Origin of the sequence: Streptomyces sp. NPDC102279 (assembly GCF_044766365.1) — a bacterium.
GTDB lineage: Bacteria > Actinomycetota > Actinomycetes > Streptomycetales > Streptomycetaceae > Streptomyces.
This window is the reverse complement of record NZ_JBIWLU010000005.1, coordinates 42,969-65,433: the sequence shown is the minus strand read 5'-3', so window position 1 is coordinate 65,433 and position 22,465 is coordinate 42,969. Positions and strand designations below refer to the sequence as shown.

Annotated in this window: 26 protein-coding genes; 8 read left to right on the top strand and 18 right to left on the bottom strand. The window is 71.2% G+C overall.

Features of this window, described 5'->3' with window-relative positions; genetic code table 11:
• Positions 1 to 14: 14 nt before the first annotated feature.
• Positions 15 to 671 (bottom strand): AmfC protein, encoded by a 657-nt coding sequence (locus tag ACIRQH_RS13250; protein WP_388875030.1) that lies wholly within the window; start codon positions 669 to 671, stop codon positions 15 to 17.
• Positions 672 to 866: 195 nt separating this feature from the next.
• On the opposite strand from ACIRQH_RS13250, the gene dtd reads away from it, so the two are divergent.
• Positions 867 to 1,292 (top strand): D-aminoacyl-tRNA deacylase, encoded by a 426-nt coding sequence (gene dtd, locus ACIRQH_RS13245; protein WP_358821966.1) that lies wholly within the window; start codon positions 867 to 869, stop codon positions 1,290 to 1,292.
• A 22-nt stretch (positions 1,293 to 1,314) separates the two neighbouring features.
• Here the strand turns inward: dtd and ACIRQH_RS13240 are convergent, their stop codons facing one another.
• The 6 genes from ACIRQH_RS13240 to ACIRQH_RS13215 form a co-directional block, all read right to left on the bottom strand.
• Entirely contained in the window at positions 1,315 to 2,280 is a 966-nt protein-coding gene (locus ACIRQH_RS13240; protein ID WP_388875033.1) for a YgfZ/GcvT domain-containing protein, read from the bottom strand.
• Between the two features lie 81 nt (positions 2,281 to 2,361).
• Positions 2,362 to 2,787, bottom strand: coding sequence for a transcriptional repressor (locus ACIRQH_RS13235; RefSeq protein WP_358821964.1), 426 nt, complete (start codon positions 2,785 to 2,787; stop codon positions 2,362 to 2,364).
• A gap of 76 nt (positions 2,788 to 2,863) precedes the next feature.
• Entirely contained in the window at positions 2,864 to 3,439 is a 576-nt protein-coding gene (locus ACIRQH_RS13230; RefSeq protein WP_358821963.1) for an FABP family protein, read from the bottom strand.
• Between the two features lie 262 nt (positions 3,440 to 3,701).
• On the bottom strand, positions 3,702 to 4,757 hold the full coding sequence (locus ACIRQH_RS13225) for a hypothetical protein (protein ID WP_404225778.1): 1,056 nt from the start codon (positions 4,755 to 4,757) through the stop codon (positions 3,702 to 3,704).
• The gene (locus ACIRQH_RS13220) at positions 4,754 to 5,704 is read right to left on the bottom strand and encodes a hypothetical protein (protein WP_358821961.1); all 951 of its coding nucleotides are present in this window, start codon (positions 5,702 to 5,704) and stop codon (positions 4,754 to 4,756) included. Before ACIRQH_RS13220 ends, ACIRQH_RS13225 begins: the two co-directional genes overlap by 4 nt.
• Positions 5,701 to 6,540 (bottom strand): hypothetical protein, encoded by an 840-nt coding sequence (locus ACIRQH_RS13215; RefSeq protein ID WP_404225776.1) that lies wholly within the window; start codon positions 6,538 to 6,540, stop codon positions 5,701 to 5,703. The genes ACIRQH_RS13220 and ACIRQH_RS13215 overlap by 4 nt, the downstream gene beginning before the upstream one ends.
• 157 nt (positions 6,541 to 6,697) lie before the next feature.
• Between ACIRQH_RS13215 and ACIRQH_RS13210 the strand changes: the two genes are divergently transcribed.
• Complete coding sequence (locus ACIRQH_RS13210; protein WP_358821959.1) at positions 6,698 to 7,060, top strand: DsrE family protein; 363 nt, start codon at positions 6,698 to 6,700, stop codon at positions 7,058 to 7,060.
• 26 nt (positions 7,061 to 7,086) lie between these two features.
• Here the strand turns inward: ACIRQH_RS13210 and ACIRQH_RS13205 are convergent, their stop codons facing one another.
• The 9 genes from ACIRQH_RS13205 to ACIRQH_RS13165 form a co-directional block, all read right to left on the bottom strand.
• Positions 7,087 to 7,476, bottom strand: a complete 390-nt coding sequence (locus ACIRQH_RS13205) for a VOC family protein (RefSeq protein ID WP_358821958.1) — start codon at positions 7,474 to 7,476, stop codon at positions 7,087 to 7,089.
• A 77-nt stretch (positions 7,477 to 7,553) separates the two neighbouring features.
• Positions 7,554 to 7,817, bottom strand: coding sequence for a DUF3099 domain-containing protein (locus ACIRQH_RS13200; RefSeq protein ID WP_355879050.1), 264 nt, complete (start codon positions 7,815 to 7,817; stop codon positions 7,554 to 7,556).
• A gap of 168 nt (positions 7,818 to 7,985) precedes the next feature.
• On the bottom strand, positions 7,986 to 8,273 hold the full coding sequence (locus ACIRQH_RS13195; protein WP_358821957.1) for a DUF1416 domain-containing protein: 288 nt from the start codon (positions 8,271 to 8,273) through the stop codon (positions 7,986 to 7,988).
• Positions 8,274 to 8,303: 30 nt separating this feature from the next.
• Positions 8,304 to 9,149: a sulfurtransferase gene (locus ACIRQH_RS13190; protein WP_358821956.1), complete on the bottom strand. Its 846-nt coding sequence runs from the start codon at positions 9,147 to 9,149 to the stop codon at positions 8,304 to 8,306.
• Between the two features lie 145 nt (positions 9,150 to 9,294).
• Positions 9,295 to 9,375: a putative leader peptide gene (locus ACIRQH_RS13185; protein ID WP_350310325.1), complete on the bottom strand. Its 81-nt coding sequence runs from the start codon at positions 9,373 to 9,375 to the stop codon at positions 9,295 to 9,297.
• Positions 9,376 to 9,641: 266 nt separating this feature from the next.
• Entirely contained in the window at positions 9,642 to 10,376 is a 735-nt protein-coding gene (locus ACIRQH_RS13180) for a DUF2993 domain-containing protein (RefSeq protein WP_404225773.1), read from the bottom strand.
• Positions 10,377 to 10,546: 170 nt separating this feature from the next.
• Positions 10,547 to 11,776: a hypothetical protein gene (locus ACIRQH_RS13175; protein WP_358821954.1), complete on the bottom strand. Its 1,230-nt coding sequence runs from the start codon at positions 11,774 to 11,776 to the stop codon at positions 10,547 to 10,549.
• An 8-nt stretch (positions 11,777 to 11,784) separates the two neighbouring features.
• Positions 11,785 to 12,039: a MoaD/ThiS family protein gene (locus ACIRQH_RS13170; RefSeq protein ID WP_081218128.1), complete on the bottom strand. Its 255-nt coding sequence runs from the start codon at positions 12,037 to 12,039 to the stop codon at positions 11,785 to 11,787.
• A 149-nt stretch (positions 12,040 to 12,188) separates the two neighbouring features.
• Entirely contained in the window at positions 12,189 to 13,070 is an 882-nt protein-coding gene (locus ACIRQH_RS13165; RefSeq protein WP_404225771.1) for an alpha/beta hydrolase, read from the bottom strand.
• Between the two features lie 252 nt (positions 13,071 to 13,322).
• Here ACIRQH_RS13165 and ACIRQH_RS13160 point away from each other — a divergent pair, with 252 nt between their 5' ends.
• Both ACIRQH_RS13160 and ACIRQH_RS13155 read left to right on the top strand, forming a co-directional pair.
• Positions 13,323 to 14,141 (top strand): response regulator transcription factor, encoded by an 819-nt coding sequence (locus ACIRQH_RS13160; RefSeq protein WP_358821952.1) that lies wholly within the window; start codon positions 13,323 to 13,325, stop codon positions 14,139 to 14,141.
• Positions 14,142 to 14,164: 23 nt separating this feature from the next.
• Positions 14,165 to 15,187 (top strand): LacI family DNA-binding transcriptional regulator, encoded by a 1,023-nt coding sequence (locus tag ACIRQH_RS13155; protein ID WP_355879030.1) that lies wholly within the window; start codon positions 14,165 to 14,167, stop codon positions 15,185 to 15,187.
• Between the two features lie 77 nt (positions 15,188 to 15,264).
• Here the strand turns inward: ACIRQH_RS13155 and ACIRQH_RS13150 are convergent, their stop codons facing one another.
• On the bottom strand, positions 15,265 to 17,025 hold the full coding sequence (locus tag ACIRQH_RS13150) for a trypsin-like serine protease (protein ID WP_404225769.1): 1,761 nt from the start codon (positions 17,023 to 17,025) through the stop codon (positions 15,265 to 15,267).
• A gap of 475 nt (positions 17,026 to 17,500) precedes the next feature.
• On the opposite strand from ACIRQH_RS13150, the gene ACIRQH_RS13145 reads away from it, so the two are divergent.
• From ACIRQH_RS13145 to ACIRQH_RS13130, 4 genes are all read left to right on the top strand, one after another.
• A complete protein-coding gene (locus ACIRQH_RS13145) occupies positions 17,501 to 18,712 on the top strand; it encodes a S1C family serine protease (protein WP_404225767.1) in 1,212 nt (403 codons plus the stop codon).
• A gap of 14 nt (positions 18,713 to 18,726) precedes the next feature.
• Positions 18,727 to 18,906, top strand: coding sequence for a hypothetical protein (locus ACIRQH_RS13140; RefSeq protein ID WP_388875060.1), 180 nt, complete (start codon positions 18,727 to 18,729; stop codon positions 18,904 to 18,906).
• 94 nt (positions 18,907 to 19,000) lie between these two features.
• The gene (locus tag ACIRQH_RS13135; RefSeq protein WP_081218134.1) at positions 19,001 to 19,732 is read left to right on the top strand and encodes a response regulator transcription factor; all 732 of its coding nucleotides are present in this window, start codon (positions 19,001 to 19,003) and stop codon (positions 19,730 to 19,732) included.
• The gene (locus ACIRQH_RS13130) at positions 19,729 to 21,180 is read left to right on the top strand and encodes an ATP-binding protein (RefSeq protein WP_404225765.1); all 1,452 of its coding nucleotides are present in this window, start codon (positions 19,729 to 19,731) and stop codon (positions 21,178 to 21,180) included. The genes ACIRQH_RS13135 and ACIRQH_RS13130 overlap by 4 nt, the downstream gene beginning before the upstream one ends.
• Positions 21,181 to 21,193: 13 nt before the next feature.
• Here ACIRQH_RS13130 and ACIRQH_RS13125 read toward each other — a convergent pair whose 3' ends face one another.
• The gene (locus tag ACIRQH_RS13125) at positions 21,194 to 22,405 is read right to left on the bottom strand and encodes a DUF2993 domain-containing protein (protein ID WP_404225763.1); all 1,212 of its coding nucleotides are present in this window, start codon (positions 22,403 to 22,405) and stop codon (positions 21,194 to 21,196) included.
• Between the last annotated feature and the right edge of the window lie 60 nt (positions 22,406 to 22,465).

The window sequence follows — 22,465 nt, the reverse complement described above, 5'->3', positions numbered from 1 at the left end:
CCGGGGCCGCCGCGTCACATGAGCAGGTCGTCTACTTGTGCTTCGCCTTCACGGTACCTGCGGGCGATCTCCGCGCTGCAGTCGTCCGCGGTGCGCTGGAGCTGCTGGCGCTGCCGGGAGACCTGCTGCTCGTAGCGGACGAGACGGCCGAGGCCCGCGCTCAGCTCTTCGTCCGTCCGGGCGTCCAGGTCCGACAGCTCCACCTCGGCGAGCATGTCGGCGGCGAGCGCCCGGTACTCCTCGCTGTGGGGCGTGCCCACCGTCACATGGCGGGCGGAGGAGCGGTGGCGGGCCGGGGCGTCCGTGAGGATCTCCGAGAGCCGCTCGACGACGGACGGCTCCCTGGCGGGCAGGAACGGCCGGTGCCCCGAGGTCGCGGCGGGCATCCGCCGCTGTCCCCGGCGCGCGAGCTCCGCGCGCGTGATGTCGATACGCCCCTGGAGGAGCCGTCGTACGTAGCTGAGATCGGCCTCGTTCCGCTGGGCCTCCCGGCGCAGGGTCCGCAGTTCGGGCAGCCGGAGCACGCCGAGACCGGGCCGGCCCGCGTCGGCGGGCAGCGGGCCGCTGTCGGTGCGCTGCACCGGCGGCCGGGACGCCGCCCGGCCCGCCCGTGCGCTCGTGCGGGTCAATGACACGGCCCCGGGCTGTCGCCCTGTACTCGGTGTGCTCATGTGCCTCTACCGTCCCCTCGACCGGCGCGGTCCACCCACCGGATGCACCGCAACACCCCGCATGGTGCCACCCCCGGTGGTCGCTATGTGACCGAGTGCCCCCGATCGGCCCCAGATGGGGGGTTAGTAACCTCCGGAAATCACGCGAAGGGCCCGCAGAGCGTCACGCCGGCGGGGCACGGCATCATGGTCGGCATGCGTGCGGTGGTGCAGAGGGTGGACGGCGCGAGCGTCGTCGTGGACGGCGAGACGGTCGGCGAGATCAACGGCGAGGGCCTGTGCGTCCTGGTCGGTGTCACGCATGAGGACACCAAGGAGAAGGCGGCACAGCTCGCCCGGAAACTCTGGTCCGTCCGGATGCTGAGCGAGGAGCGGTCCTGCTCAGACATCGACGCGCCGCTGCTGGTCATCAGCCAGTTCACGCTCTACGGCGACGCCCGCAAGGGCCGCCGCCCCACCTGGAACGCCGCCGCCCCCGGCGATGTCGCGGAGCCGCTCGTCGACGAGGTCGTGGCGCAGCTCCGCGCCCTGGGCGCCACCGTGGCCACGGGCCGCTTCGGCGCCGGGATGCGTGTCTCCCTCACCAACGACGGCCCGTTCACCGTCCTCCTGGAGATGTGAGCCCAGGCCCCGCGGGTGGCCCCTACGGCTCGACCACGACCTCCTGGGCCGCCGCTGTCGAGTCCGCCGTCAGCGGGGCGTCGAGCGGCACGTTGCGCTTCACGAGCGCGAGGGCGATCGGGCCCAGCTCGTGGTGGCGTGCGGCCGTCGTGATGAAGCCGATCTTGCGGCCGTCGGGGCCGTCCGCGGAGAGGCGCAGCTCGGTGCCGTGCGCGGGCAGGTGGACCTCGCTGCCGTCGAGGTGCAGGAAGACCAGGCGGCGCGGGGGCTTGCCCAGGTTCTGGACGCGCGCGACGGTCTCCTGGCCGCGGTAGCAGCCCTTCTGGAGGTGCACGGCGGTGCCGATCCAGCCCAGCTCGTGCGGGATGGTGCGGTGGTCGGTCTCGAAGCCGAGGCGGGGCCGGTGCTGTTCGACGCGCAGCGCCTCGTGGGCGAGGAGTCCGGCGGCCGGGCCGGCCTTCCGCGCGTAGGACTCCAGGTCCGCGCGGGGCAGGAAGAGATCACGGCCGTACGGCGTCTCGCGGACGACGACGCCCTCGGGGACCTCGGCGATCGAACCGGCCGGGAGGTACACCACCGCGAAGTCGGCCGTGCGGTCGGCGACGTCCACGCGGTAGAAGAACTTCATCGACTCCAGGTAGGCGATCAGCGCTTCCTGGGTGTCCGGTTCCGTGTGCATCCAGACCGTCGTGCCGTCGTCCACGAGGTAGAGCGCGTGCTCGATGTGGCCGTTCGCGGAGAGGATCAGCGCCTCGGTGGCCCGGCCCACGGGGAGGTCGGTGACGTGCTGGGTGAGCAGCAGGTGCAGCCAGGCGAGCCGGTCGTCGCCGGTGACGGTGACGACGCCACGGTGCGAGAGGTCCACGAAGCCGAGGCCGTCGGCGAGGGCACGCTGCTCGCGGAACAGGTCGCCGTAGTGCGCCGCGACGCCTTCGTCCACGCCTTCGGCGGGAACGGCGCCCGGCAGGGACAGGAGGGAGCTCTTCATGGACATACACACTACGACCGTGGGGTCGTCATTTTTATTTCTGCGGCCCGGCCGCCTGATCGGCGAAGGACCGCTTCCCGGTCACTTCTGCCCGGCCGCGCAGTCCTTGCAGCGTCCGAAGATCGCGAAGTGCTTCATGTCCGTCTCGAAGCCGAAGCTGTCCCGGAGCTTCGCGGTGAACTCGGCGGCGACGGAGACGTCGGCCTCGATGACGTTCGTGCAGTCCCGGCAGACGAGGTGGATGTGATGGTGCCGGTCGGCCAGGTGGTACGTCGGCGCGCCGTGCCCGAGGTGGGCATGGCTGACCAGCCCGAGCTCCTCCAGGAGCTCCAGGGTCCGGTAGACGGTGGAGATGTTGACCCCCGACGCCGTCTTCCTCACTTCCACGAGGATGTCGTCGGGGGTCGCGTGCTCCAGGGTGTCCACTGCTTCGAGGACAAGCTGACGCTGCGGCGTCAGCCGGTAGCCGCGCTGCCTGAGGTCGCTCTTCCAGTCGGTGCTCACCACACTGGAAGTCTAGGACCATTCGGCGCCGAACCGAGCTGATGAACGACAGCGGCGGCTTCGGCCGGGCGGACCGGGCCTACTTGAAGAAGGCGATGCCGTCGTCCGGCATGTCCTCGGGCAGGTCCTTGGCCCAGCGCTCGACGTCCTCCGGAGTCACGGTCTTCTTCAGGTGACCGGACATGTAGGGGCGCAGCTCGACCTCGGGGGTCTGCTTCTCACCGACCCACATGAGGTCGCTGTTCACATAGCCGTAGAGGCGCTTGCCACCGCTGTACGGGCCGGACGCGGCGGTGCGGGCCACGGCGTCGGTGACCAGGTCGATCTGCGGCTTCTTGTCGGCGAGTTCGCCGTACCAGATCTCGACGACGCCGTCGTCACGCGTCATCACGACCTCGACCTTGCGGTCGGCGTCGACGCGCCAGAAGCCGGTCTCGGTCTCCAGCGGGCGGACCTTGTTGCCCTCCGCGTCGAGCACCCAGCTGTGCGAGCGGTACTCCAGGAAGTCCCGGCCGTCGTGGCTGAAGCTGACCTCCTGTCCGAAGTTGCACTTCTCGGAGCCGGGGAAGTCGTACACGCCGACTCCGGCCCAGTCGCCGAGGAGGAAGACAAGGGGGACCAGGTCCTTGTGGAGGTCCGACGGGATCTCGATCATGAGCTGAACAGTTCCTTGATGGGGGTCAGCGCTGGCCCTGGTACAGCTTCTTCACGGTCAGTCCGGCGAAGGCGAGCACGCCGACGCAGACCAGGACCAGAAGGGTTTCGAAGAAGATCTCCACGGGTGCTCCTCGGTGAGCGGAACGGGGTCCCCCGCCCGGCGCGGCCGCGACTGGGGACGTACACAAGGCCGGGCCCCAGCTTACGCGGCTGGGGCCCGGCACTCTCTTTCAGGTACACCCTCCCGGGGCCACGCGGCCTCAGTCGAGCAGCTGGCTCTGCAGGACCACCGTCTGCTGGAACGGCACCGCCTGCGCGACCCCCTTGTGGGACTGCACGACCAGCGCGATGGTGTCGCCGGCCGACAGATAGGCCTCGCGGACCTGCTCGGGGCCGTACGGCTTGCTCTCCGTGTACGCGAACCGGGTGATGTCGTCGATCTCGGACGCGGCGGGGAAGTGCTCGTCGCGCTGGGACGTGGCGGCCCCGGTGACCGCGTACTGCGCCCCGTCGTAGTTCGTGAGCTTCGTGGACACGAGCTCCTCCGCGACGGCGGCGGTGTCGAACTGGAGCAGGTAGATCCGCGTGCGCGTGCCGTCCGCGGTGGTCCAGCCGCGCGCCGCGATGTGCCGCACCGCGTCGTCGGTCAGCATCTGGCCGACCGTCTCGCGATCCACCTTCTCGGCGTACTGGGAAAGGAAGGCCTTGGACGACAGCCAGCCGTCGTCACCCCGCAGTGCCGCGTCCGCCTTCGCGCCCTTCGGCGCGGCAAGCAGGAGCGCGCGCAGGTCGGCGGAGTGCACGCCGGCCTTGTCCGCGCCGGCGAAGGGGGCCGGGCTGCCGGACGGCAGCGGCGGCTTCGCGATCGCCGGGTAGTCCCAGCGTCCGTCGGGTTCCGTCGCCAGACCGGGTACGTCGGTCCGCTCCATGCGCGTGATGCCGTACGCCGCAGACGCCCCGACCGCCGCGAAGACCACCGTGGCGGCGGTCCACCGCAGCACGGCACGCAGCACCCGGCGGTCCTTCCTGACCTTGACCGGGGGTTCCTGCGGTGCGGGGAACACCGGCGGCGCGGTGGGCGGCGGCGGAATGAAGCCCGCCTGCCCGGCGTACGGGGCCGCCATCTCGGGCTGCGGCTGCGGATGCGGCACCACGGACTCCGGCTCGGCCGCCGCGGTCTCCCCTACCGGTGCGGTCGCCTCGACGGACGCCGAGACCTCCTCCTGCCTCGGGTCCTGCTCCGGCCGCGTGGACTCCGTCGGCAGCGTGTCCGGTTCCGGCTGCGCGTCGTCGACCTGGGTCGTCTGCTCGGTCATACCGCCTCCCCCGGGGTCTTGATGCGGTCGAGCTGCTGACGCAGGAGCATCGCGACTCCCTTGCTGTTCAGCGGCTTGACTCCGTACGCGGTGACGCTGACCTGCACGTCGCCCTGGTAGGCGGAGCAGATCATCATGTCGAGCTTCTCCTTCTGGTCCTTGGGCGGCAGGAAGCACTTGGCGTTCTTGTAGCCCTCGATCTTCGGTCCGGCGCGGAAGACCTTCAGGGCGTCGAACAACTCGTTCTGGAACGTGGACCTGTCCCGGACCGCCGCCTTGTCCTCCATCTGGACCAGCTCGATGCTCACCGCGTAGGCGCCTGCCGCGTAGAGCGTGGAGTCGCTCGCGTTCGACGTGCTCAGGTAGCTGCGCATCGCCATGCCCTTGGTGTGCTGCTTCTCGATCTGCTTCTCGATCTGCCGCCGCTGCGAACGGGGCAGGCTGCGGATCGACTCCTTGCGCAGGGCCGTCGCCTCGCCTCCGCTGAGCGCGGCGTCGGAGCCGAACTCGGCGATGTCCGGGCCACGGCTCCAGCTGTCGTCGTACGGCACGAGCACGGAGGCCAGCGTCGACGCGGCCTTCGCGTTCTTGACCTCGTGCTTCTCCCCTCGCGGGAGCTTCCAGGTGGGCGCGCCCGCGTCACGGTCGGCGTCCTGGACGGTCACGACGGTGTAGGCGCTGCCCGCGATGACGGCTCCGGCCAGCAGCACGGCACCGGCCACGGCGGCGATACGGCCACGGCGGAGCGGCTTCCTGCGCGGTACGGGCGCGTCGGAGGGCTCCGCCGGCACGCCGGACTCCGCCGCCGCGGGGGTGTCCGCGGGCGCCGGTGCCACAGCCGGGGTCTCGATCTCTGCTACAGCCTCGGCCTCGGCGGGAGTCGATTCCGGTGCGGCCGACGCCGGGGCGGGCCGCACGTCCTCAGGGTTCTCGGCGTGCTCGTTCACAGCCGCTCCATCTGCCGCTCGGCCAGGTCCATGATCTTGGCCTTGGGAATCGGCTTGCTGTCGTAGACCCAGATCTCCACGGCGACGTCACCACGCCAGGCATGAGCCTCGGCCTCGTAGAGCGGCAGGTAACCGGGCTTGGTGTCGGGCTTGTTGTGGACGTACGCCACGCCGTCCCCGGTGCCCGGGACGGGCCAGTCGCTCGTGTCGCTCTTCTTGGCCGCCCAGTAGTGACCCTCCTCCGCGGAGTCGGCGGCGGCGAGCTTCTCCTCCTGGCGGAACTGCACGAGCCGGACCTCGACGGTGTACGTGCTGCCCGAGCTCCAGCCCGTGACGGCCGCGCGCCGGTACTCGTCGGCGATCAGCTCACGGAAGGCCCCGGCCGGCTTCTCGTACGACTCGGCGTACGCGCCGACGTCCATCCAGCCGTCGGCGTCTCCCAGCCAGTCGGCCGTCTTCGCGCCCTTCGGCCGCGGCAGCAGCAGCTTGCGCAGGTCGCCGTCCGTCTTGACGCGGTGGTCCTGTGCGGCGGACAGCGGCTCGGGGCCGTCGCCCTTGGCCTGGGCCACGACCGGCTGCGACAGCGGAGCCAGCTTCGTGGGCTCACGGTCGGCCTGGATGACAAATCCGGTGCACGTACCGGCGACGAGACCGAGCACGGCGGCCGTGGCGATCAGCAGGGCAGTGCGCCCCCGCCGCCGCCGGACACGCGGTTCGGCCGGGACGTCCGCCTCGGCGGCCCGCACAACGGGGCCGACGGCCTGCGCGGGCTCGGAGGCCTGCGCGGGCTCGGAGGCCTGCGCACCGGGGTCGGCAACCGGCGCATCTTCAGGCACGCGCGGTCTTTCCGGTGTTTCGGATCCTTCGGGTACTTCCAAGACGTCCCCCCACAGAACGTGAAGCGTGGATTCCGTATCCGCGCGCACAGGAGACCCATGGCCCATGCATGGGGTTGCACGAAGGATGATCACGATTCGGCATACGATGACGGGCATGGCGAACAAGCTCGTGATCAAGGTGACGGCGGGGGCCGACGCCCCGGAACGCTGCTCTCAGGCCTTCACCGTCGCGGCGGTGGCCGTGGCCAGTGGCGTGGAGGTGTCCTTCTGGCTGACCGGCGAGTCCGCGTGGTTCGCGCTGCCGGGCCGGGCGGCCGAGTTCGACCTGCCGCACGCCGCTCCGCTGCCCGACCTGATCGACTCGATCCTGGCGGCCGGACGCCTCACCCTGTGCACCCAGTGCGCGGCCCGCCGCGACATCACCGAGAAGGACGTCCTGGAGGGGGTACGGATCGCCGGGGCGCAGGTGTTCGTGCAGGAGGCGATGGCGGACGGGACGCAGGCGCTCGTCTACTGACGGGCCAAGGAGCGGGAGCCGGCCGGCTAGGGACGCGGCTTGCGGCGGACGTCCACCCAGAGGCAGAAGGGGTGGCCCGCCGGGTCGAACAGCACCCGTACGTCCTCCTGGGGCTGCAGGTCGGCGAGCCGGGCGCCCAGTTCCTCGGCCCGCTCGGTCTCCTCGGCCAGGTCGTCGACCTCGATGTCGAGGTGCAGCATCATCCGCTGGTCGCCGGGGCCCGCGGGCCACACCGGCGGGGTGTAGAGCGGCTCGGTCTCGAAGGCGAGCGCGGTGCCCTCGAAGGGCGGGCCGATGAGCACCCAGTTCGGCTCCTCGGCGCGCACCGTGTAGCCGAGCAGCCGCTGATAGAACTCGGCGAGCTTGTGGGCGTCGGGTGCGTCCAGCACCACCGTGGACAACCTCGTACGCGACATGTGAGCCTTCCGCGCCGTTCCGGCCGGCGCCGTGGAGCCGCTGCCGCTGTCCCGACAGGGCCGCCGCCGGCCACCGACTACTGCTGTCGTCGTTTCTTGCCGTCCAGCTCGTCCCACCACTCGTCGGACTTCCGGTCGCCGGACGGGTCGTCCCACCATCGGTCCTCGGGGCCGCGCCGGTTGGCCGCCATCGCCGCGACCGGCGGGATGACCATGGCCACCACGCACATCGCGACGGCCGCCGGGACCGACCACAGCCGTACGACGCCCCAGGCGAGGACGAACAGCGTGATGCACGTCCCCATCATGACGAAGTACACGTGACGCCTGCGTGCGTACATACCTCCAGCGTAGGCCCGGACAACCCGTCCGGCGCAGTGCCCGCCGCACCGAGCGGGCGCCGCGGGCACGCCGAAGGGCCGCACCCCGATCCGGTAAGCGTCCAACCCCCGGGGGTGCGGCCCTTCGGCCGTTCCGTCCGGCCGCCGTCAGGGACGGCGGCCGACTGTTCAGACGGCGATCGCGATCTCGGCGAGGCCGCCCGTCTGCGCCACGACCGTACGGTCGGCGGTGCCACCGGGGACCAGCGCCCGGACGGTCCAGGTGCCCTCGGCCGCGTAGAAGCGGAACTGGCCCGTGGCGGAGGTCGGGACCTCCGCGGTGAACTCGCCGGTCGAGTCCAGGAGACGGACGTAGCCCGTCACCGGCTCGCCGTCGCGGGTCACCTGACCCTGGATCGTCGTCTCACCGGGCTTGATCGCCGAGGCGTCGGGGCCGCCGGCCTTCGCTCCACACATATGTCGGTTCCGTCCTTCAGGCCTTGAGGGTTACTTGTTGGCGCCGAGCTCGATCGGCACGCCGACGAGGGAGCCGTACTCGGTCCAGGAGCCGTCGTAGTTCTTGACGTTCTGGACACCGAGGAGCTCGTGCAGGACGAACCAGGTGAGCGCGGAACGCTCACCGATGCGGCAGTACGCGATGGTGTCCTTGGCGAGGTCGACCTGCTCGTCGGCGTAGAGCTCCTTGAGCTCGTCGTCCGACTTGAAGGTGCCGTCGTCGTTGGCGTTCTTCGACCACGGGATGTTGCGGGCGCTCGGGACGTGGCCCGGACGCTGCGACTGCTCCTGCGGCAGGTGCGCCGGCGCGAGCAGCTTGCCGCTGAACTCGTCGGGCGAACGGACGTCGACCAGGTTCTGCGCACCGATCGCGGCGACGACGTCGTCACGGAAGGCGCGGATCGAGGTGTCCTGCGGCTTGGCCTTGTACGCGGTCGCGGCGCGCTCGGGGACCTGCGAGCCGTCGACCAGGTCGCGGGAGTCGAGCTCCCACTTCTTGCGGCCGCCGTCGAGGAGCTTCACGTTCTCGTGGCCGTAGAGCTTGAAGTACCAGTAGGCGTAGGACGCGAACCAGTTGTTGTTGCCGCCGTAGAGCACGACGAGCGTGTCGTTGCCGATGCCCTTCGCCGAGAGGAGCTTCTCGAAGCCCTCCTGGTCGATGAAGTCACGGCGGACCGGGTCCTGGAGGTCCTTGGTCCAGTCGATCCGGATGGCGTTGCGGATGTGGTTCTTCTCGTACGCCGAGGTGTCCTCGTCGACCTCGACGACGGCGACGTTCGGGTCGTCCAGGTGGTCCTGGACCCAGTCGGCGTCTACCAGGACGTCCGTGCGGCTCATGCTCGTTCTCCTCCGGGGCAGTTGCGGCGGGGTGATGCGTTGGAGAGGGGTGCGCGGTGGTGCCGGCCGATCAGGCCGCACGGCGCAAGGGTGGCCCTGACGAGAGAGGTCCAAGGGCCCGGCGCGCGGAAGTCGACGCTTCCGCTCAGAAGGTGCGACAGAGCATGGCGGCGACGCGGCACAGGTCTACTGCCCGCCGCTTCGTGAGATCCGCCTGTCGCTTCATGCGTCCGATCGTAGGGACGGACAGGCGGGCATGTCACCGGCGTGTCGTATGCTGAGACGCGATCGTCCGCACTGTGATACGAGAACGCCGTCGGGGCCGCCGCCGCACGGGCCCCGGCCCTCCTGGCCGACTTCCTGCCGAAGACGCATCTGCGGTACGGACGTGACCGTCTCGCCTTTCGGACAGGACCCCTTCAGGCAGCACTTCTCCGGGCGGGGACCGGGCTCCGCCCATCCGGGGCCGCCCGGCCTCCCCGCCTCCGCGACCTACCCGACGAGGCTGACGTCCGAACCCTTCACCGAGATGTCGACGCCGTCCGAGGCCGCCTCGACCTTGTCGAGCTTGATGCCGCCCGGCAGCTTCTGGATCTTCTGTTCGAAGTCGGTGACCGACCGGATCGGGCCCTCGACGAGCTGGGTGTCACCGATCTTGGGCAGCGAGTCGGCGTGCACCTTGACCGTGTCCCCGGAGACGGTGACGGAGCTGAGCACCGAGACCGGCGGCAGCTTGCGGCCGAGGAGTTCCGAGGAGAGGGTCACCTTGATCTTGCCGTTGCCGCCGTCGGAGAGGCCCGTGATCTGGGCGGTGAGGCCGGGCGCGACGTTCCCCGGCTCGGACTTGGCGGCCTTGAGCAGCTCGTCGTAGGCGATCGTGGCGGTGCCGGTGGCCCGGGCGGCGGTGGCGGAGCTGAAGTCGCCGGAGAAGGCCACGCCGTGCATCTCCGCGCGGAGGTCGTCGATCCGGACGGTGCCGGCCGAGGTGCCCGTCGACGCCTCGTAGTCCTTGATGCCGATCTTCACGTCGTCCAGTTCGCCGCCGACGACCTGGGTGAGGAACGGGAAGCCCTCGATGGACACGTCGGGGGTGTTCGCCAGGCCCTCCGTGCTCTTGACGCGGTCCGCCGCCTGGTCCTCCGCGACGTGGACCGCCACCCGGTCGGCGATCACGAACAGACCGCCGAGGACGACGACCAGGATCAGGAATATTCGCAGTGCGCGCATGCTCGGTGTTCCCTCACGTAGGACGGCCCCGTCCGGTCGGCCTGGTTGCCGCCGAACGCGAGCCTAACCATGAAGGGCCCCCGGTCCGGGGGCCCTTCATGATGGTTGTCGATCAGCTGTGACGATTCGGAGCGGCAGGTTGACCGGATCGCGGCGGTGGGAACCGGCCGTCAGCCCAGCGCGCGGCCCAGCAGGTAGACGGCGGGGGCGGCGGCGGCCAGCGGCAGGGCCACACCCGCGGTGAGGTGCACGAACCGGGACGGGTAGTCGTAACTGGCCGCCCGGTGCCCGATCAGCGCGCACACCCCGGCGCCGAGGCCCAGGAAGGCGCCCTGGGTGCCCAGGTCCGTCATCCCGCCGACCGCGATACCGGCGCCCGCGGCGGCCAGCAGCGCGACCACCACGGAGGCCGCGGTGGGCAGCGGCAGCGCGCGGGCCAGGATCGCGACGGCGACCGCCGCGCCTCCCACGGTGACGGCGTCCGGCTCGGCCGCGAGGTGCCCGGCCGCGATGATCGCCAGCGCCGCGGAGGCCACGGTCGCCATCAGCCCGTACATGCGGGTGTCGGGGTCGGCATGGCTGCGCAGCTGGAGCACGAGGGTGAGCAGCACCCAGACACCGAGCGTGCCGAGGATCGCGGCGGGCGCGTTCTCCCGGCCCGCGGCGAGCAGCGCGACGTCGGCGGTCAGCGCACCGGCGAAGGCCAGCGCGATGCCCTGCCGGGCCGGCCACATCCCATTCAGCCGGAACCAGCCCGCCGCGGTGACGGCCTGGAGCAGCACGAGAGGGACGACGAGCGCGTACTCGCCGATGGCCGCCGCTCCGGAGAGCAGCAGCGCGAGGACCGCCGTCAGCGCGGCCGGCTGCATGCCGGGCTCGATGATCGGGGACCGGCCCTCGGCCCGGGCACGCTGGGCGTCGGTGATCCGGGCGTTGCCGGTGACGGTCGCGGGTCCGTAGTCCGAGGTGGCGTCTGCCGCGACCTCGGCGGGTGTCGCGTCGGCGAGCGGGATCCCGTCGGGGCGGATCCGGACGCCCACCGGCTCGGCGGACGGCTCCTGGGCGGGGGCCTCGGACGGCAGGGGGTCGCCCGCGGCGTCGCCGTAGCCCTGGGGGCCCTGCGGCTCGCCGTACGCCGGGTAGGCCTGCGGAGGCAGATAGGCGGTGTCCGCGGCGGGAACGGACGGGTGCGTCTGCGTCTCCCAGGTCTGCCCCTCCCACTGCTGGGTCTGCTGCTGCCAGTCGGGCTCACCCTGGCCTTGCTGCTGACCCTGCTCCTGCTGCCCCTGCTGCTCCTGCTGCGGGGACTGCTGGTCCCGGGACTCCTGCTGGGGCTGCCGGTAGGGGTCGTACTCCTCGTACTGACCTTCGTACCGGCCCTCGAACGGCTGGTTGCTCATGGTCTCGCTCACCCTCCTGCGAACGGCGGGAGCACCTCGACCGTGCCGCCCTCGGCCAGCCGTACCGTCTCATGCCCTCGGGTGCCCACGGGGTCACCGTCGATGAGGAACGAGCAGCGTCGCAGGACGCGGACGAGCTCGCCGGGGTGTCGTTCGCGGGCCGCGTCGAGTGCCTCGGCGAGCGTGCCCGCCTCGTACGGCTCCTCGGCGACGCCTGCCGCGGCCTTGGCGGCGGCCCAGTAACGCACCGTGCCCTTTGCCATCTCGTTCCTCAATCAGCGGTTCGGTGTCTGTGCGCCCACACGCTCGCGTGGACCCCGCAAGGCTAGGCCCTGTCGTCAAATCCCCGTCCGCCCCCCGACGCCGTGCCCGCCCCGTGGGATCGAACGACGGGACGGTCACGACGGTCGCCCTAGCCCGCGTGTGCGACGGCCCAGGCCGCGATGCGGGTGAGCAGGTCGTCCGGGGCCGCGTTCTCCGCGTGCCCCATGCCGTGCTCCAGCCACAGTTCGGCGTGGCCGCCCGACGCCTCGGCCAGCATCCTCGGGTGGTCGAGCGGGAAGTAGCCGTCCCTGTCCCCGTGGACGACGAGCAGCGGGGTCGGCGCGATGTACGGGACGCACTCGACGGGCGACGCGGGCACCGGGTCCCACTCACGGTGGTGGATCCGGGTGCGCAGGCCCAGCCGGCCCACGATCCGGCCCTCCGGACGGGTCACCAGCCAGTGCAGCCGCCGCATCGGGGCCGTGCCCCGGTAGTACCAGCGGGCGGGCGAGCTGACCGAGACCACCGCGTCCGTGCGCACCTCCGCGCGCCCCTCGTACTCCGGACCGGCCGCCTCGGCGGGACCCGGTCCCGAACCCGTCCTCCCGTACAGCGCCGCGTGCCGCAGCACCACGGAGCCGCCCATCGAGAAGCCGACCGTCACGATCCGGGTGTGCCCCAGCTCGCGCGCCCAGGCGACCGCCGCCGCCAGGTCGTGGACCTCCCGGTCGCCGACCGTGGAGCGGCCCCCGGAGGCGCCGTGACCACGGAAGGAGAAGGTGACGACCGCCGCGCTGCGGCCCAGCACACCGGCCGCGCGGCGCACGTGCGGACGGTCCAGATCGCCCGTGAACCCGTGCGCCAGGATGAACGCGAGATCACCACCGGGCCGCTCCCCGGGGTCGTAGGCCGCGTCGATCGTCACTCCGTCGACCGTGCGCAGAAACCTCCGGGCGGAGGTACGCGGCGTTGTCTCACGGTGTGGACTATTGAAAGATCGCGTCACTTGACCTGCCGGACCTGAGCTCATGTGGGCTATTCTGCTGGGCATGAGGACTCGGGCAGAGTAGCCCCCGGGTCCTTTTGTGCTTCCAGGACCGTTGTATACGAAGCGGGAAACCGCAGGTGTACGGGGCCAGGGAGGCCCTGCGGATCCCAGGGCGAGGGAGTCGCAGGCAGAGAGCAGTGCCGCAAACGTCCTCGCAGGGACCGAGGAGGAACCAGACGTTATGGGCGAGCGAACCGAGCACGACCGCAGGACGACCCAGGTGGGTGAGGTGCGATGAGTTCACTGTTGCTCCTGACCAATGCCCTTCAGCCGTCGACGGAGGTGCTTCCCGCTCTCGGCCTGCTGCTGCACAACGTGCGCGTGGCACCGGCCGAAGGCCCGGCCCTCGTCGACACCCCCGGTGCCGACGTCATCCTCATCGACGGACGACGTGATCTCCCGCAGGTCCGCAGCCTGTGTCAGCTGCTGCGCTCCACGGGACCCGGCTGTCCCCTCATCCTCGTCGTGACGGAGGGCGGCCTCGCGGCCGTCACCGCCGACTGGGGCATCGACGACGTTCTCCTCGACACCGCCGGTCCGGCCGAGGTCGAGGCACGGCTGCGGCTCGCGATGGGCCGCCAGCAGATCGTCAACGACGACTCCCCCATGGAGATCCGCAACGGCGACCTCTCCGTGGACGAGGCGACGTACAGCGCCAAGCTCAAGGGCCGGGTCCTCGACCTGACCTTCAAGGAGTTCGAGCTCCTGAAGTACCTCGCGCAGCACCCGGGCCGCGTCTTCACGCGCGCCCAGTTGCTCCAGGAGGTCTGGGGCTACGACTACTTCGGCGGTACGCGGACGGTCGACGTGCACGTACGACGGCTGCGCGCGAAGCTCGGGCCCGAGCACGAGTCGCTGATCGGAACCGTCCGCAACGTCGGCTACCGCTTCGTCACGCCGGAGAAGGTGGACCGCGCGGCGGACAACGCGAAGGCCAAGGCGGCCCAGCCAAAGCCGGACGATGCGGACGAGACGGCGCACCTGGACGCCGCCGCCCCCGCGGAGGCTCCCGAGCAGTCTCAGGAAGCAGCCGTACGCCCTGCCCAGAGGTAGGTCCATCCGCGTAGACTCCGCGCGTGGCCAAGGTGACAAGGGATGATGTAGCACGACTGGCGGGTACGTCGACCGCCGTCGTCAGCTATGTCATCAACAACGGACCCCGGCCGGTCGCCCCGGCCACGCGCGAGCGCGTTCAAGCAGCGATCAAGGAACTGGGGTACCGGCCCGACCGGGTCGCCCAGGCCATGGCCTCGCGGCGGACGGAACTCATAGGGCTGATCGTCCCGGACGCGCGCCAGCCCTTCTTCGGGGAGATGGCGCACGCGGTCGAACAGGCCGCGGCCGAGCGCGGGAAAATGGTGCTCGTCGGCAACTCCGACTACATCGCCGAGCGCGAGGTCCACTATCTGCGGGCCTTCCTCGGCATGCGGGTCTCCGGGCTGATCCTCGTCAGCCACGCGCTGAACGACCACGCGGCCGCCGAGATCGACGCCTGGGACGCCCGTGTGGTGCTGCTGCACGAGCGCCCCGAGGCGATCGACGACGTCGCCGTCGTCACCGACGACATAGGGGGCGCCCAGCTCGCCACCCGGCACCTCCTGGAGCACGGGTACGAGTACGTGGCCTGTCTCGGCGGCACCGCCGAGACACCGGCGGTCGGCGACCCCGTCTCCGACCACGTCGAGGGCTGGCGGCGCGCCATGCAGGAGGCCGGACTCCCCACCGAGGGCCGCCTCTTCGAGGCCCCGTACAACCGTTACGACGCCTACCAGGTCGGCCTGGAACTGCTCGCCGGACCGCACCGGCCGCCGGCCATCTTCTGCTCCACGGACGACCAGGCGATCGGTGTGCTGCGCGCCGCGCGCGAGCTGCGCATCGACGTGCCGGGGCAGCTCGCGGTCGCCGGGTTCGACGACGTCAAGGAAGCGGGTCTGACCGACCCGCCGCTGACCACGATCGCGTCGGACCGCTCGGCGATGGCCCGCGCGGCCGTCGACCTCGTCCTCGACGACGGTCTGCGGGTGGCGGGCTCCCGCCGCGAGCGGCTGAAGCTGTTCCCCTCGCGGCTGGTGGTGCGCCAGTCCTGCGGCTGCGAGTAGGTCGTACGGCACTCGAACAACGGAGATCCCCGCGCCCCGGAAGGGGCGCGGGGATCTCTGCTGTCCGTCCGGTGGGGCTAGAACAGCAGGTTGTACTGGTTGAAGCCGGTGCCGAGGCTCTTGCGCGAGCCGAAGAGGTCGCTGGAGGCCTTGTCGGTTCCGGGGTAGAGCCAGAGCGTGCCGCCCGAGTCACGGGTGATGACGTCGGCGATGCCGTCGCCGGTCACGTCGCCGTTGGCCACGTACGAGGTGAAGTTCCAGCCCGTACGCGCCTGGATCCGCGTCGACCACGGCGTGTGCTCGACCTGCGTGCCCCGGTAGAGGTACAGGACGCCGGAGCTGTTGCGGACCAGCAGGTCGGCGCGGCCGTCGCCGGACAGGTCGCCGTGCCCGAAGATCTCGACGCCCTTCCAGGCCTTGTCGACGACCTTGACGCGGGCGTAGAACTCGCCGTTGCCCTTGCCGGGGTACAGGTAGACCGAACCGTCGGCGTCCACCGCGACCAGGTCGGGGCGGGAGTCACCGGTCATGTCGCCGGGGACGGCGTACGACTTGTAGCCGCCCCACACCGACGTGATCTGCATCCACTCGAACTCGCCGCTGCTGTGGTTCAGGTAGCTGCGGTAGAGCTTGCCGTCGGTCGCGTCGCGTTCGATCAGGTCCTGGTAGAAGTCCCGGTCCAGATCGGCCTGGAGGACCCAGCCGGCGGTCTGCCAGCCGTTGCCCTGGTAGGCGCGGGTGGCCAGCGAGGTGCCCTTGCTGTCCTGCTCGAACAGGCCGCCCGAGGGCGTCCGCTCCAGCAGGTCGGCACGGCCGTCGAAGGTCAGGTCCGCGTCGTCGATACGGGGCTGGGCCGCCCAGGTGTACGAGGACACCTTGGTGAACACCGGGTAGGCGCCCTTGGCGGTGCAGCCGGAGACGCCCCACGAGACGATGCCGACGACCTTGCCGCCGACGACCACCGGGCCACCGGAGTCGCCGTTGCACGGGCTCTTGGTGCCCTCATCGGTGCCCGACGCCGGGGTGCCGGCGCAGAACATCGAGCCCTCGACGAAGTCGTCCTCACCGAGGACCGTCTTCATCGCGGTGTTGCAGGTGGAGTCGGCCACCATCGGCAGGGTGACCTTGCGCAGGTTCGCCGACAGGTCCGCGTCGTCGGCGCCCGAGGTCAGACCCCAGCCGTAGACGGTGGCGGACGTGCCGGTCTTGTACGAGGTGCTGTCGCCCGCGGCCGTCAGCTTCATCCACTGCTGCTCCAGCGGACGGTCCAGGGTGAGGACCGCCACGTCGTTCTGGAGGGTCGCGTCGTCGAAGTGCGGGTGGTTCCACTGGCGGTAGACGCCCGCGACGGTGCCGTTGGTGTCGTCCAGCAGGCCGGTGGCGCCGGCGACCACCGCGCCGTTCTTCGCCCAGTCGAGGCCGGCGACACAGTGTGCCGCCGTCAGGACCTTGTTGGGGGCGACGAGGGTGCCGCCGCAGAAGTAGCCCTCGCCGGCAGCGTCGTCGTAGTAGGACAGCTGGACCATCCACGGCGCCGAGGAGATGGAGGTCTCGGTGCCGCCGATGATGAACGGCGTCTTCTTGGGCTTCGCCGCCGGCGTCGCCTGGGTCTTGGCCGCCTCGACCACGCGGTGGCGCAGTTCCTTGTCGGAGGCGGTCGGGGCGGGCACGGCGCCGGTCTGGGCGGCGACGCTCGCCTCGGGCAGTCCGGCCGGGTGGTCGGCCGCACTGGCGGGCTGCGCCGCGAGGGCGCCGGCGCAGGTCAGCGCCAGCGCGAGAGCGGCCGTCGGCAACGCCGTGGCGGGGCGTCTCCAGCGGTCGCGCAGGGCACGTATCACTCAGGGCTCCTGGTGTGGGTGCGTGTAGTCGTAGTCGTCCATGTCAGAGGCCTGAGAAGGGCGTACGACGCACCGGCCCGATCGTCGACAGCAACCGCTTGCATGGCGTGCGTCGACATCGGGCGTAACCGCGGAGCCCCCCTCCGGCGCGGAGATCGTAGGCCTCTCCAGCCCCCGAAATCACGACCCTCACAGGGGTCAGACAAGTGTTCGCCCCTGCCGTTCCACGGGATCACCGGGACGCCACCCCCTGTTTGCCTGAGGAGCCGGCGAAGGGCGCGCAGGAGGTCGGGCAGGAGTTCCGCCGGACGGTCCGGCAGGTCCCGCCGACCGGGCTCGACAGAAGTACCGGAGCGCATCCGGGTCGTACCCGGGCCGTCGCTCCGGGCGCCCTTATATCGGGCATACGAGGTTCTGTCGGGCTTCTCAGGGACCGCTCAGGGAGCTCTCATGATCCGAGGACAGTCTTTTTGACATGACCGAGAGCTTCCGCCGCAGCGGCGAGTACCCCCAGGGCGACGACCACGGGTCCGCGTACCCCCAGCAGCAGTCGCACCCCTCCTCCTCCCCCGTGAACCCCGAGTGGCCTCCCCCGCCGGCGTACCGGCCGGTCCACGTCGAGCCGGGCACCACCGTGTGGCCGGGCTCCGGTCACGGCGGTGACGGCCACGGCGGTGACGGCCACGGCGCCGGGCCGTACGCCGGTCACCCCGGATCCGACGCCACCGGCTCCACCGCGGTCTTCGCCGCCCCGCCCGCCCCGCCGGAGGGCCGGGCACCCGCGAAGCGGCGCGCCAAGGGCCCGTTCGCCCTGCTCGCCGCCGTGGCGATCGTCGCCGCGGCGATCGGCGGCGGCACCGCCTACGGCATCCAGGAGCTGACGGGCAACGACACCGTCGCCTCCAGCAGCACCAGCGCCAGCGTGGTGCCCACCAGCCAGAAGGGCACCGTCTCCGGCGTCGCCAAGGCGGTCAGCCCGAGCATCGTCGAGATCAGCGCGACCTCGAACGCGGGCTCCTCCACCGGCTCGGGCGTGATCATCACGACCGGCGGCGAGATCGTCACCAACAACCACGTCGTGTCGGGTGCCTCCGCGATCAAGGTGCGGCTGAACAACGGCAAGTCGTACACCGCGAGCGTCGTCGGCACCGACAGCAAGAAGGACCTCGCGCTGATCAAGCTGGAGAACGCGCCGTCCGGACTGAAGACGGCGACGCTCGGCGACTCCGCCGGCATCCAGGTCGGCGACCAGGTCGTCGCCATCGGCTCCCCCGAGGGCCTGACCGGCACCGTCACCAGCGGCATCGTCTCCGCGCTCGACCGGGACGTGACCGTCTCCACCGACGAGAGCCAGGGCCAGCAGCAGCAACAGCAGGACGGCGGCAGCGGCAGCGAGCAGTGGCCCTTCGAGTTCGGCGGGCGCCAGTTCAACGGCGACACCGGCTCCTCCACGACCACGTACAAGGCCCTGCAGACGGACGCCTCGCTCAACCCCGGCAACTCCGGCGGCGCCCTGATCGACATGAACGGCAACATCGTCGGCATCAACTCCGCGATGTACTCGGCCGCTTCGGACTCCTCCTCGTCCTCGTCGAGCGCGGGCAGCGTCGGCCTCGGCTTCGCCATCCCGATCAACACCGTCAAGTCCGACCTGGCCTCGCTGCGGGCCGGCGGCTCCGACAGCTGACCCCGGAGGTCGCCATGAAGATCCAGCACGTCGCGCACCCCGTGACCGGCGACGACCCGGCCGGGCTCGCCCTGGCCCTGGCGGTCGCCCGCGCACTGCACGCGCCGGAGCGGCGGGCCCCGGAGCTGGCCCCCGCCGCCTCCCGGCCCGCCGCGCGCCGGGCCCCGGCCCGCCGCCGTACCGTACGAAGCTGATCCATTCCGGGACAGCCCGGAACGTGCGAGGCTGAAAGCACCCGGTCGGTCCGGGTGCCCCACGACCCCCATCCCACCCGAGGAACCCGCATCCATGAGCTCCGCCGAAGGCGACCGTGACACCCAGCGCATCCTGATCGTCGACGACGAGCCGGCGGTGCGCGACGCACTCCGCCGCAGCCTCGCCTTCGAGGGGTACGACACCGAGGTCGCGGTCGACGGCGCGGACGCCCTGGAGAAGGCCACCGCCTACCAGCCCGACCTCGTCGTCCTCGACATCCAGATGCCCCGCATGGACGGCCTCACGGCGGCCCGCCGGATGCGCGGCGCCGGCACGACGACGCCGATCCTCATGCTGACGGCCCGTGACACGGTCGGTGACCGGGTGACGGGACTGGACGCCGGCGCGGACGACTACCTGGTCAAGCCCTTCGAACTGGACGAACTCTTCGCCCGCATCAGGGCGTTGCTGCGCCGCAGCTCCTACGCGGCGTCCGCGGGTGCCGTTCCCGAGGACGACGCGCTGACCTTCGGTGACCTGCGCATGGACCTGTCCACGCGCGAGGTCACCCGGGCCGGGCGCCCGGTGGAGCTGACCCGCACCGAGTTCACGCTCCTGGAGATGTTCCTCGCCCACCCGCGCCAGGTCCTCACCCGCGAGCAGATCCTGAAGGCCGTCTGGGGCTTCGACTTCGAACCGTCGTCGAACTCCCTCGACGTGTACGTGATGTACCTGCGCCGCAAGACGGAGGCCGGCGGCGAGCCGCGCCTCGTCCACACGGTCCGGGGTGTGGGGTACGTGCTGCGGTCGGGCGGCGCGGAGTGAGAAAGGTGCTCCGCCGGTTCAGGTCGCTGCCCCTGCGCTCCCGGCTCGCCCTGCTGGTAGCGGCAGCGGTGGCGTTCGCCGTGGCGGCGGTCTCGGTGACGTGCTGGTTCATCGTCCAGGGCAAGTTGTACGACCAGGTCGATACCCAGCTCGGCGATGCCAACTTCCGGTTGACCGAGCCGCAGATCACCGCGCTGCTCGCGACCTGTCCGAAGTCTGTGGCGGGCACACCCGATCTTCAACGCCCCAGGGACTACTACGTGCAGGTGGTCAAGCCGAGTGGCTCCCCCTGCGTCTTCAGCGACTCCACCGGCGTTGTGAAGTCCACGGCACAAGACAAGAGCATTGCTGCGAACCCTGATCAGGGCCAGGAGGTCTTCCACAACGCCACCGATGCGGACGGAAACGATGTACGGGTCCGAACCACACCGCTGCTGGTGGGCGGATTCGGCCCCGGTGCTCGGCTGTATCCGAACGTGGCGCTGACTGTCGGCGTATCCCTCCGTGACACCCAGAAGACCCTCAACGACCTCGCCCTAGTGCTCCTCCTCGTCTCCGGCATCGGAGTCGTGGGCGCCGGTGCCGCCGGGCTCTGGGTGGCTCGGGCCGGGCTTCGTCCGGTCGACAAACTCACCGAGACCGTCGAGCACGTCGCCCGGACAGAAGATCTCACCGTTCGGATCCCGGTCGAGGGAAACGACGAGATCGCGCGGCTCTCTGAGTCGTTCAACTCCATGACCGCCTCCCTCGCCAGCTCCCGCGAGTTGCAGCAGCAGCTCATCGCGGACGCCGGGCACGAGCTGCGGACGCCGTTGACCTCGCTGCGGACGAACATCGAACTCCTCACCCGGAGCGAGGAGACGGGCCGGCCGATCCCTCCGGCGGACCGCAAGGCGCTGCTCGCCTCGGTGACCGCGCAGATGACCGAACTCGCGGCGCTGATCGGCGACCTGCAGACGTTGTCGCGTTCGGACGCGGGGCACGCGGCCGACCCCCTGGAGGTCGTGGCGCTCCAGGACACGGTGGAGGCGGCCCTGCGCCGGGCACGGCTGCGCGGCCCCGAGCTGACGATCACGGCCGCGCTGGAGCCCTGGTTCGTCCGGGCGGAACCCTCCACCCTGGAGCGGGCGATCGTGAACATCCTCGACAACGCGGTGAAGTTCAGCCCGCCGGGCGGCACGGTCGACGTACGGCTGCACGAGGGCGAGCTGACCGTGCGCGACCACGGACCCGGCATCCCCACCGACGAACTCCCGCACGTCTTCGACCGTTTCTGGCGCTCACCCGACGCACGGGCCCTGCCGGGATCGGGCCTCGGCCTGTCCATCGTGGCCCGCACGGTCCAACAGGCCGGCGGCGAGGTGTCGCTGCGCCCGGCGAAGGACGGCGGCACGATCGCGACCGTACGGCTGCCCGGCGCCCCCGCCGCTCCGCCCGAACTTCCCTGACCCGCGGGTCGGGTCAGTGCCCGACCCGCAGATCCGTGCCCGCCACCTGGACCCGGATCCCGTCGCGCTCGACCCGCACGTCCCGCAGGTTCACCGCCCCGTCCGCCGGGTGCGGCAGCTGGAAGCCCAGCGAGAGCTGGTCGGTGAGAACGGGCCGGGTGAGGCGGGTGAGGCCCTGGAGCAGGCTCGGGTCGAAGCCGAGGCGCTTCAGGAGCTCCGGGTGGGCCGCCGCCACGTCGAGGAGGTTCAGCCGCATCGCCTGATGGACGAAGGCGGGCGCCCCGGTCAGGGAGGCCAGCTTCGTGTCGTCGCGCAGCGCCTCGCGCACCGCCGAGTCGGGCACCCCGAGCCGGTGGACGATCGACGGGACGGCGAGCAGCGCCCGCGCCTTCGCGGCCTCCTTGCCCAGCCTGGCGGCCGTGTCCCGGGTGAGGTGGAGGCCTTCCGAGGCCCGCGCGCCGGGGCGGTAGGTCGCCAGGTCGCCGATGTCCAGGCGCATGCCGCCGATGTGGGTGGAGATACCGCGCGCGCCGTCCCGCTGGATGCGCGCGTCGGCACGCAGCTGCAGATCGTGCCCGGCGACGGGCAGCGTGCCGCGTGCCCGCACCTGGTCGCCGCCGTGCCCGGTGAACGTGACCTGCGAGGCGCCCAGTTCACGGTTCAGGTCGTCGAAGGACAGCAGTACCTCGCCGTGCATCTCGGGGATGCGGGCGCCGCGCACGGAGGTGGGGCCGTCGCCGTCGAGCCGTACGTTCGTCGCCGTCGCCGACACCTTGGCCAGCGAGACCCGGTCGGCGGCCACGTCGGGCACGGTCACCTTCACGGAGTCCAGCCGCTGGTCGGCGAGCTGGGTGAGGAAGGGGAAGCCGCCGATCTCGACCTCGGGCGCGGCGGTCAGGTGCAGCTGGTCCTTGAGCTTGTCGGCCGCCCGGTGCTCGGCGTACAGCACCGCCCAGCGGTCGCCGAGGGCGAGGAACGCCGCGAGGGACAGGATGGTGGCTGAGGCCTTCACGGCGAAGGGGAGACCGGCGAAGCGCCTGCGGCGGCGCCGGCTGCCGCGGCGGTGGTTGGGCGGGGACCAGCCTTCGTCCGGTTCTTCCCGGGGCTCGTCCACGGGCCGGTCCTCGTGGAGGAACTCCTCCAGGGGCCCGGTGCCGTCGAGGGCGCCCAGTTCTTCGTAGGGGTTCGGACGGGGATGCGTGGCTATGCGGTGGGGGGTACGCATCGTCTCATCCGACCATGCGTACCACCCCTGACCGCAACTGCTACCGCCCGTATGCGATCA

Coding starts and splice junctions, on each gene's coding strand:
- ACIRQH_RS13230 (WP_358821963.1), bottom strand. CDS start 3,439: ATGATCGAGATCCCGTCGGACCTCCACAAGGACCTGGTCCCCCTTGTC.
- ACIRQH_RS13225 (WP_404225778.1), bottom strand. CDS start 4,757: ATGACCGAGCAGACGACCCAGGTCGACGACGCGCAGCCGGAACCGGAC.
- ACIRQH_RS13160 (WP_358821952.1), top strand. CDS start 13,323: ATGAGTTCACTGTTGCTCCTGACCAATGCCCTTCAGCCGTCGACGGAG.
- ACIRQH_RS13180 (WP_404225773.1), bottom strand. CDS start 10,376: ATGCGCGCACTGCGAATATTCCTGATCCTGGTCGTCGTCCTCGGCGGT.
- ACIRQH_RS13205 (WP_358821958.1), bottom strand. CDS start 7,476: ATGTCGCGTACGAGGTTGTCCACGGTGGTGCTGGACGCACCCGACGCC.
- ACIRQH_RS13190 (WP_358821956.1), bottom strand. CDS start 9,149: ATGAGCCGCACGGACGTCCTGGTAGACGCCGACTGGGTCCAGGACCAC.
- ACIRQH_RS13185 (WP_350310325.1), bottom strand. CDS start 9,375: ATGAAGCGACAGGCGGATCTCACGAAGCGGCGGGCAGTAGACCTGTGC.
- ACIRQH_RS13175 (WP_358821954.1), bottom strand. CDS start 11,776: ATGAGCAACCAGCCGTTCGAGGGCCGGTACGAAGGTCAGTACGAGGAG.
- ACIRQH_RS13200 (WP_355879050.1), bottom strand. CDS start 7,817: ATGTACGCACGCAGGCGTCACGTGTACTTCGTCATGATGGGGACGTGC.
- ACIRQH_RS13125 (WP_404225763.1), bottom strand. CDS start 22,405: ATGCGTACCCCCCACCGCATAGCCACGCATCCCCGTCCGAACCCCTAC.
- ACIRQH_RS13240 (WP_388875033.1), bottom strand. CDS start 2,280: ATGAAGAGCTCCCTCCTGTCCCTGCCGGGCGCCGTTCCCGCCGAAGGC.
- ACIRQH_RS13145 (WP_404225767.1), top strand. CDS start 17,501: ATGACCGAGAGCTTCCGCCGCAGCGGCGAGTACCCCCAGGGCGACGAC.
- ACIRQH_RS13250 (WP_388875030.1), bottom strand. CDS start 671: ATGAGCACACCGAGTACAGGGCGACAGCCCGGGGCCGTGTCATTGACC.
- ACIRQH_RS13140 (WP_388875060.1), top strand. CDS start 18,727: ATGAAGATCCAGCACGTCGCGCACCCCGTGACCGGCGACGACCCGGCC.
- ACIRQH_RS13210 (WP_358821959.1), top strand. CDS start 6,698: ATGGCGAACAAGCTCGTGATCAAGGTGACGGCGGGGGCCGACGCCCCG.
- ACIRQH_RS13170 (WP_081218128.1), bottom strand. CDS start 12,039: ATGGCAAAGGGCACGGTGCGTTACTGGGCCGCCGCCAAGGCCGCGGCA.
- ACIRQH_RS13135 (WP_081218134.1), top strand. CDS start 19,001: ATGAGCTCCGCCGAAGGCGACCGTGACACCCAGCGCATCCTGATCGTC.
- ACIRQH_RS13165 (WP_404225771.1), bottom strand. CDS start 13,070: ATGAGCTCAGGTCCGGCAGGTCAAGTGACGCGATCTTTCAATAGTCCA.
- dtd (WP_358821966.1), top strand. CDS start 867: ATGCGTGCGGTGGTGCAGAGGGTGGACGGCGCGAGCGTCGTCGTGGAC.
- ACIRQH_RS13195 (WP_358821957.1), bottom strand. CDS start 8,273: ATGTGTGGAGCGAAGGCCGGCGGCCCCGACGCCTCGGCGATCAAGCCC.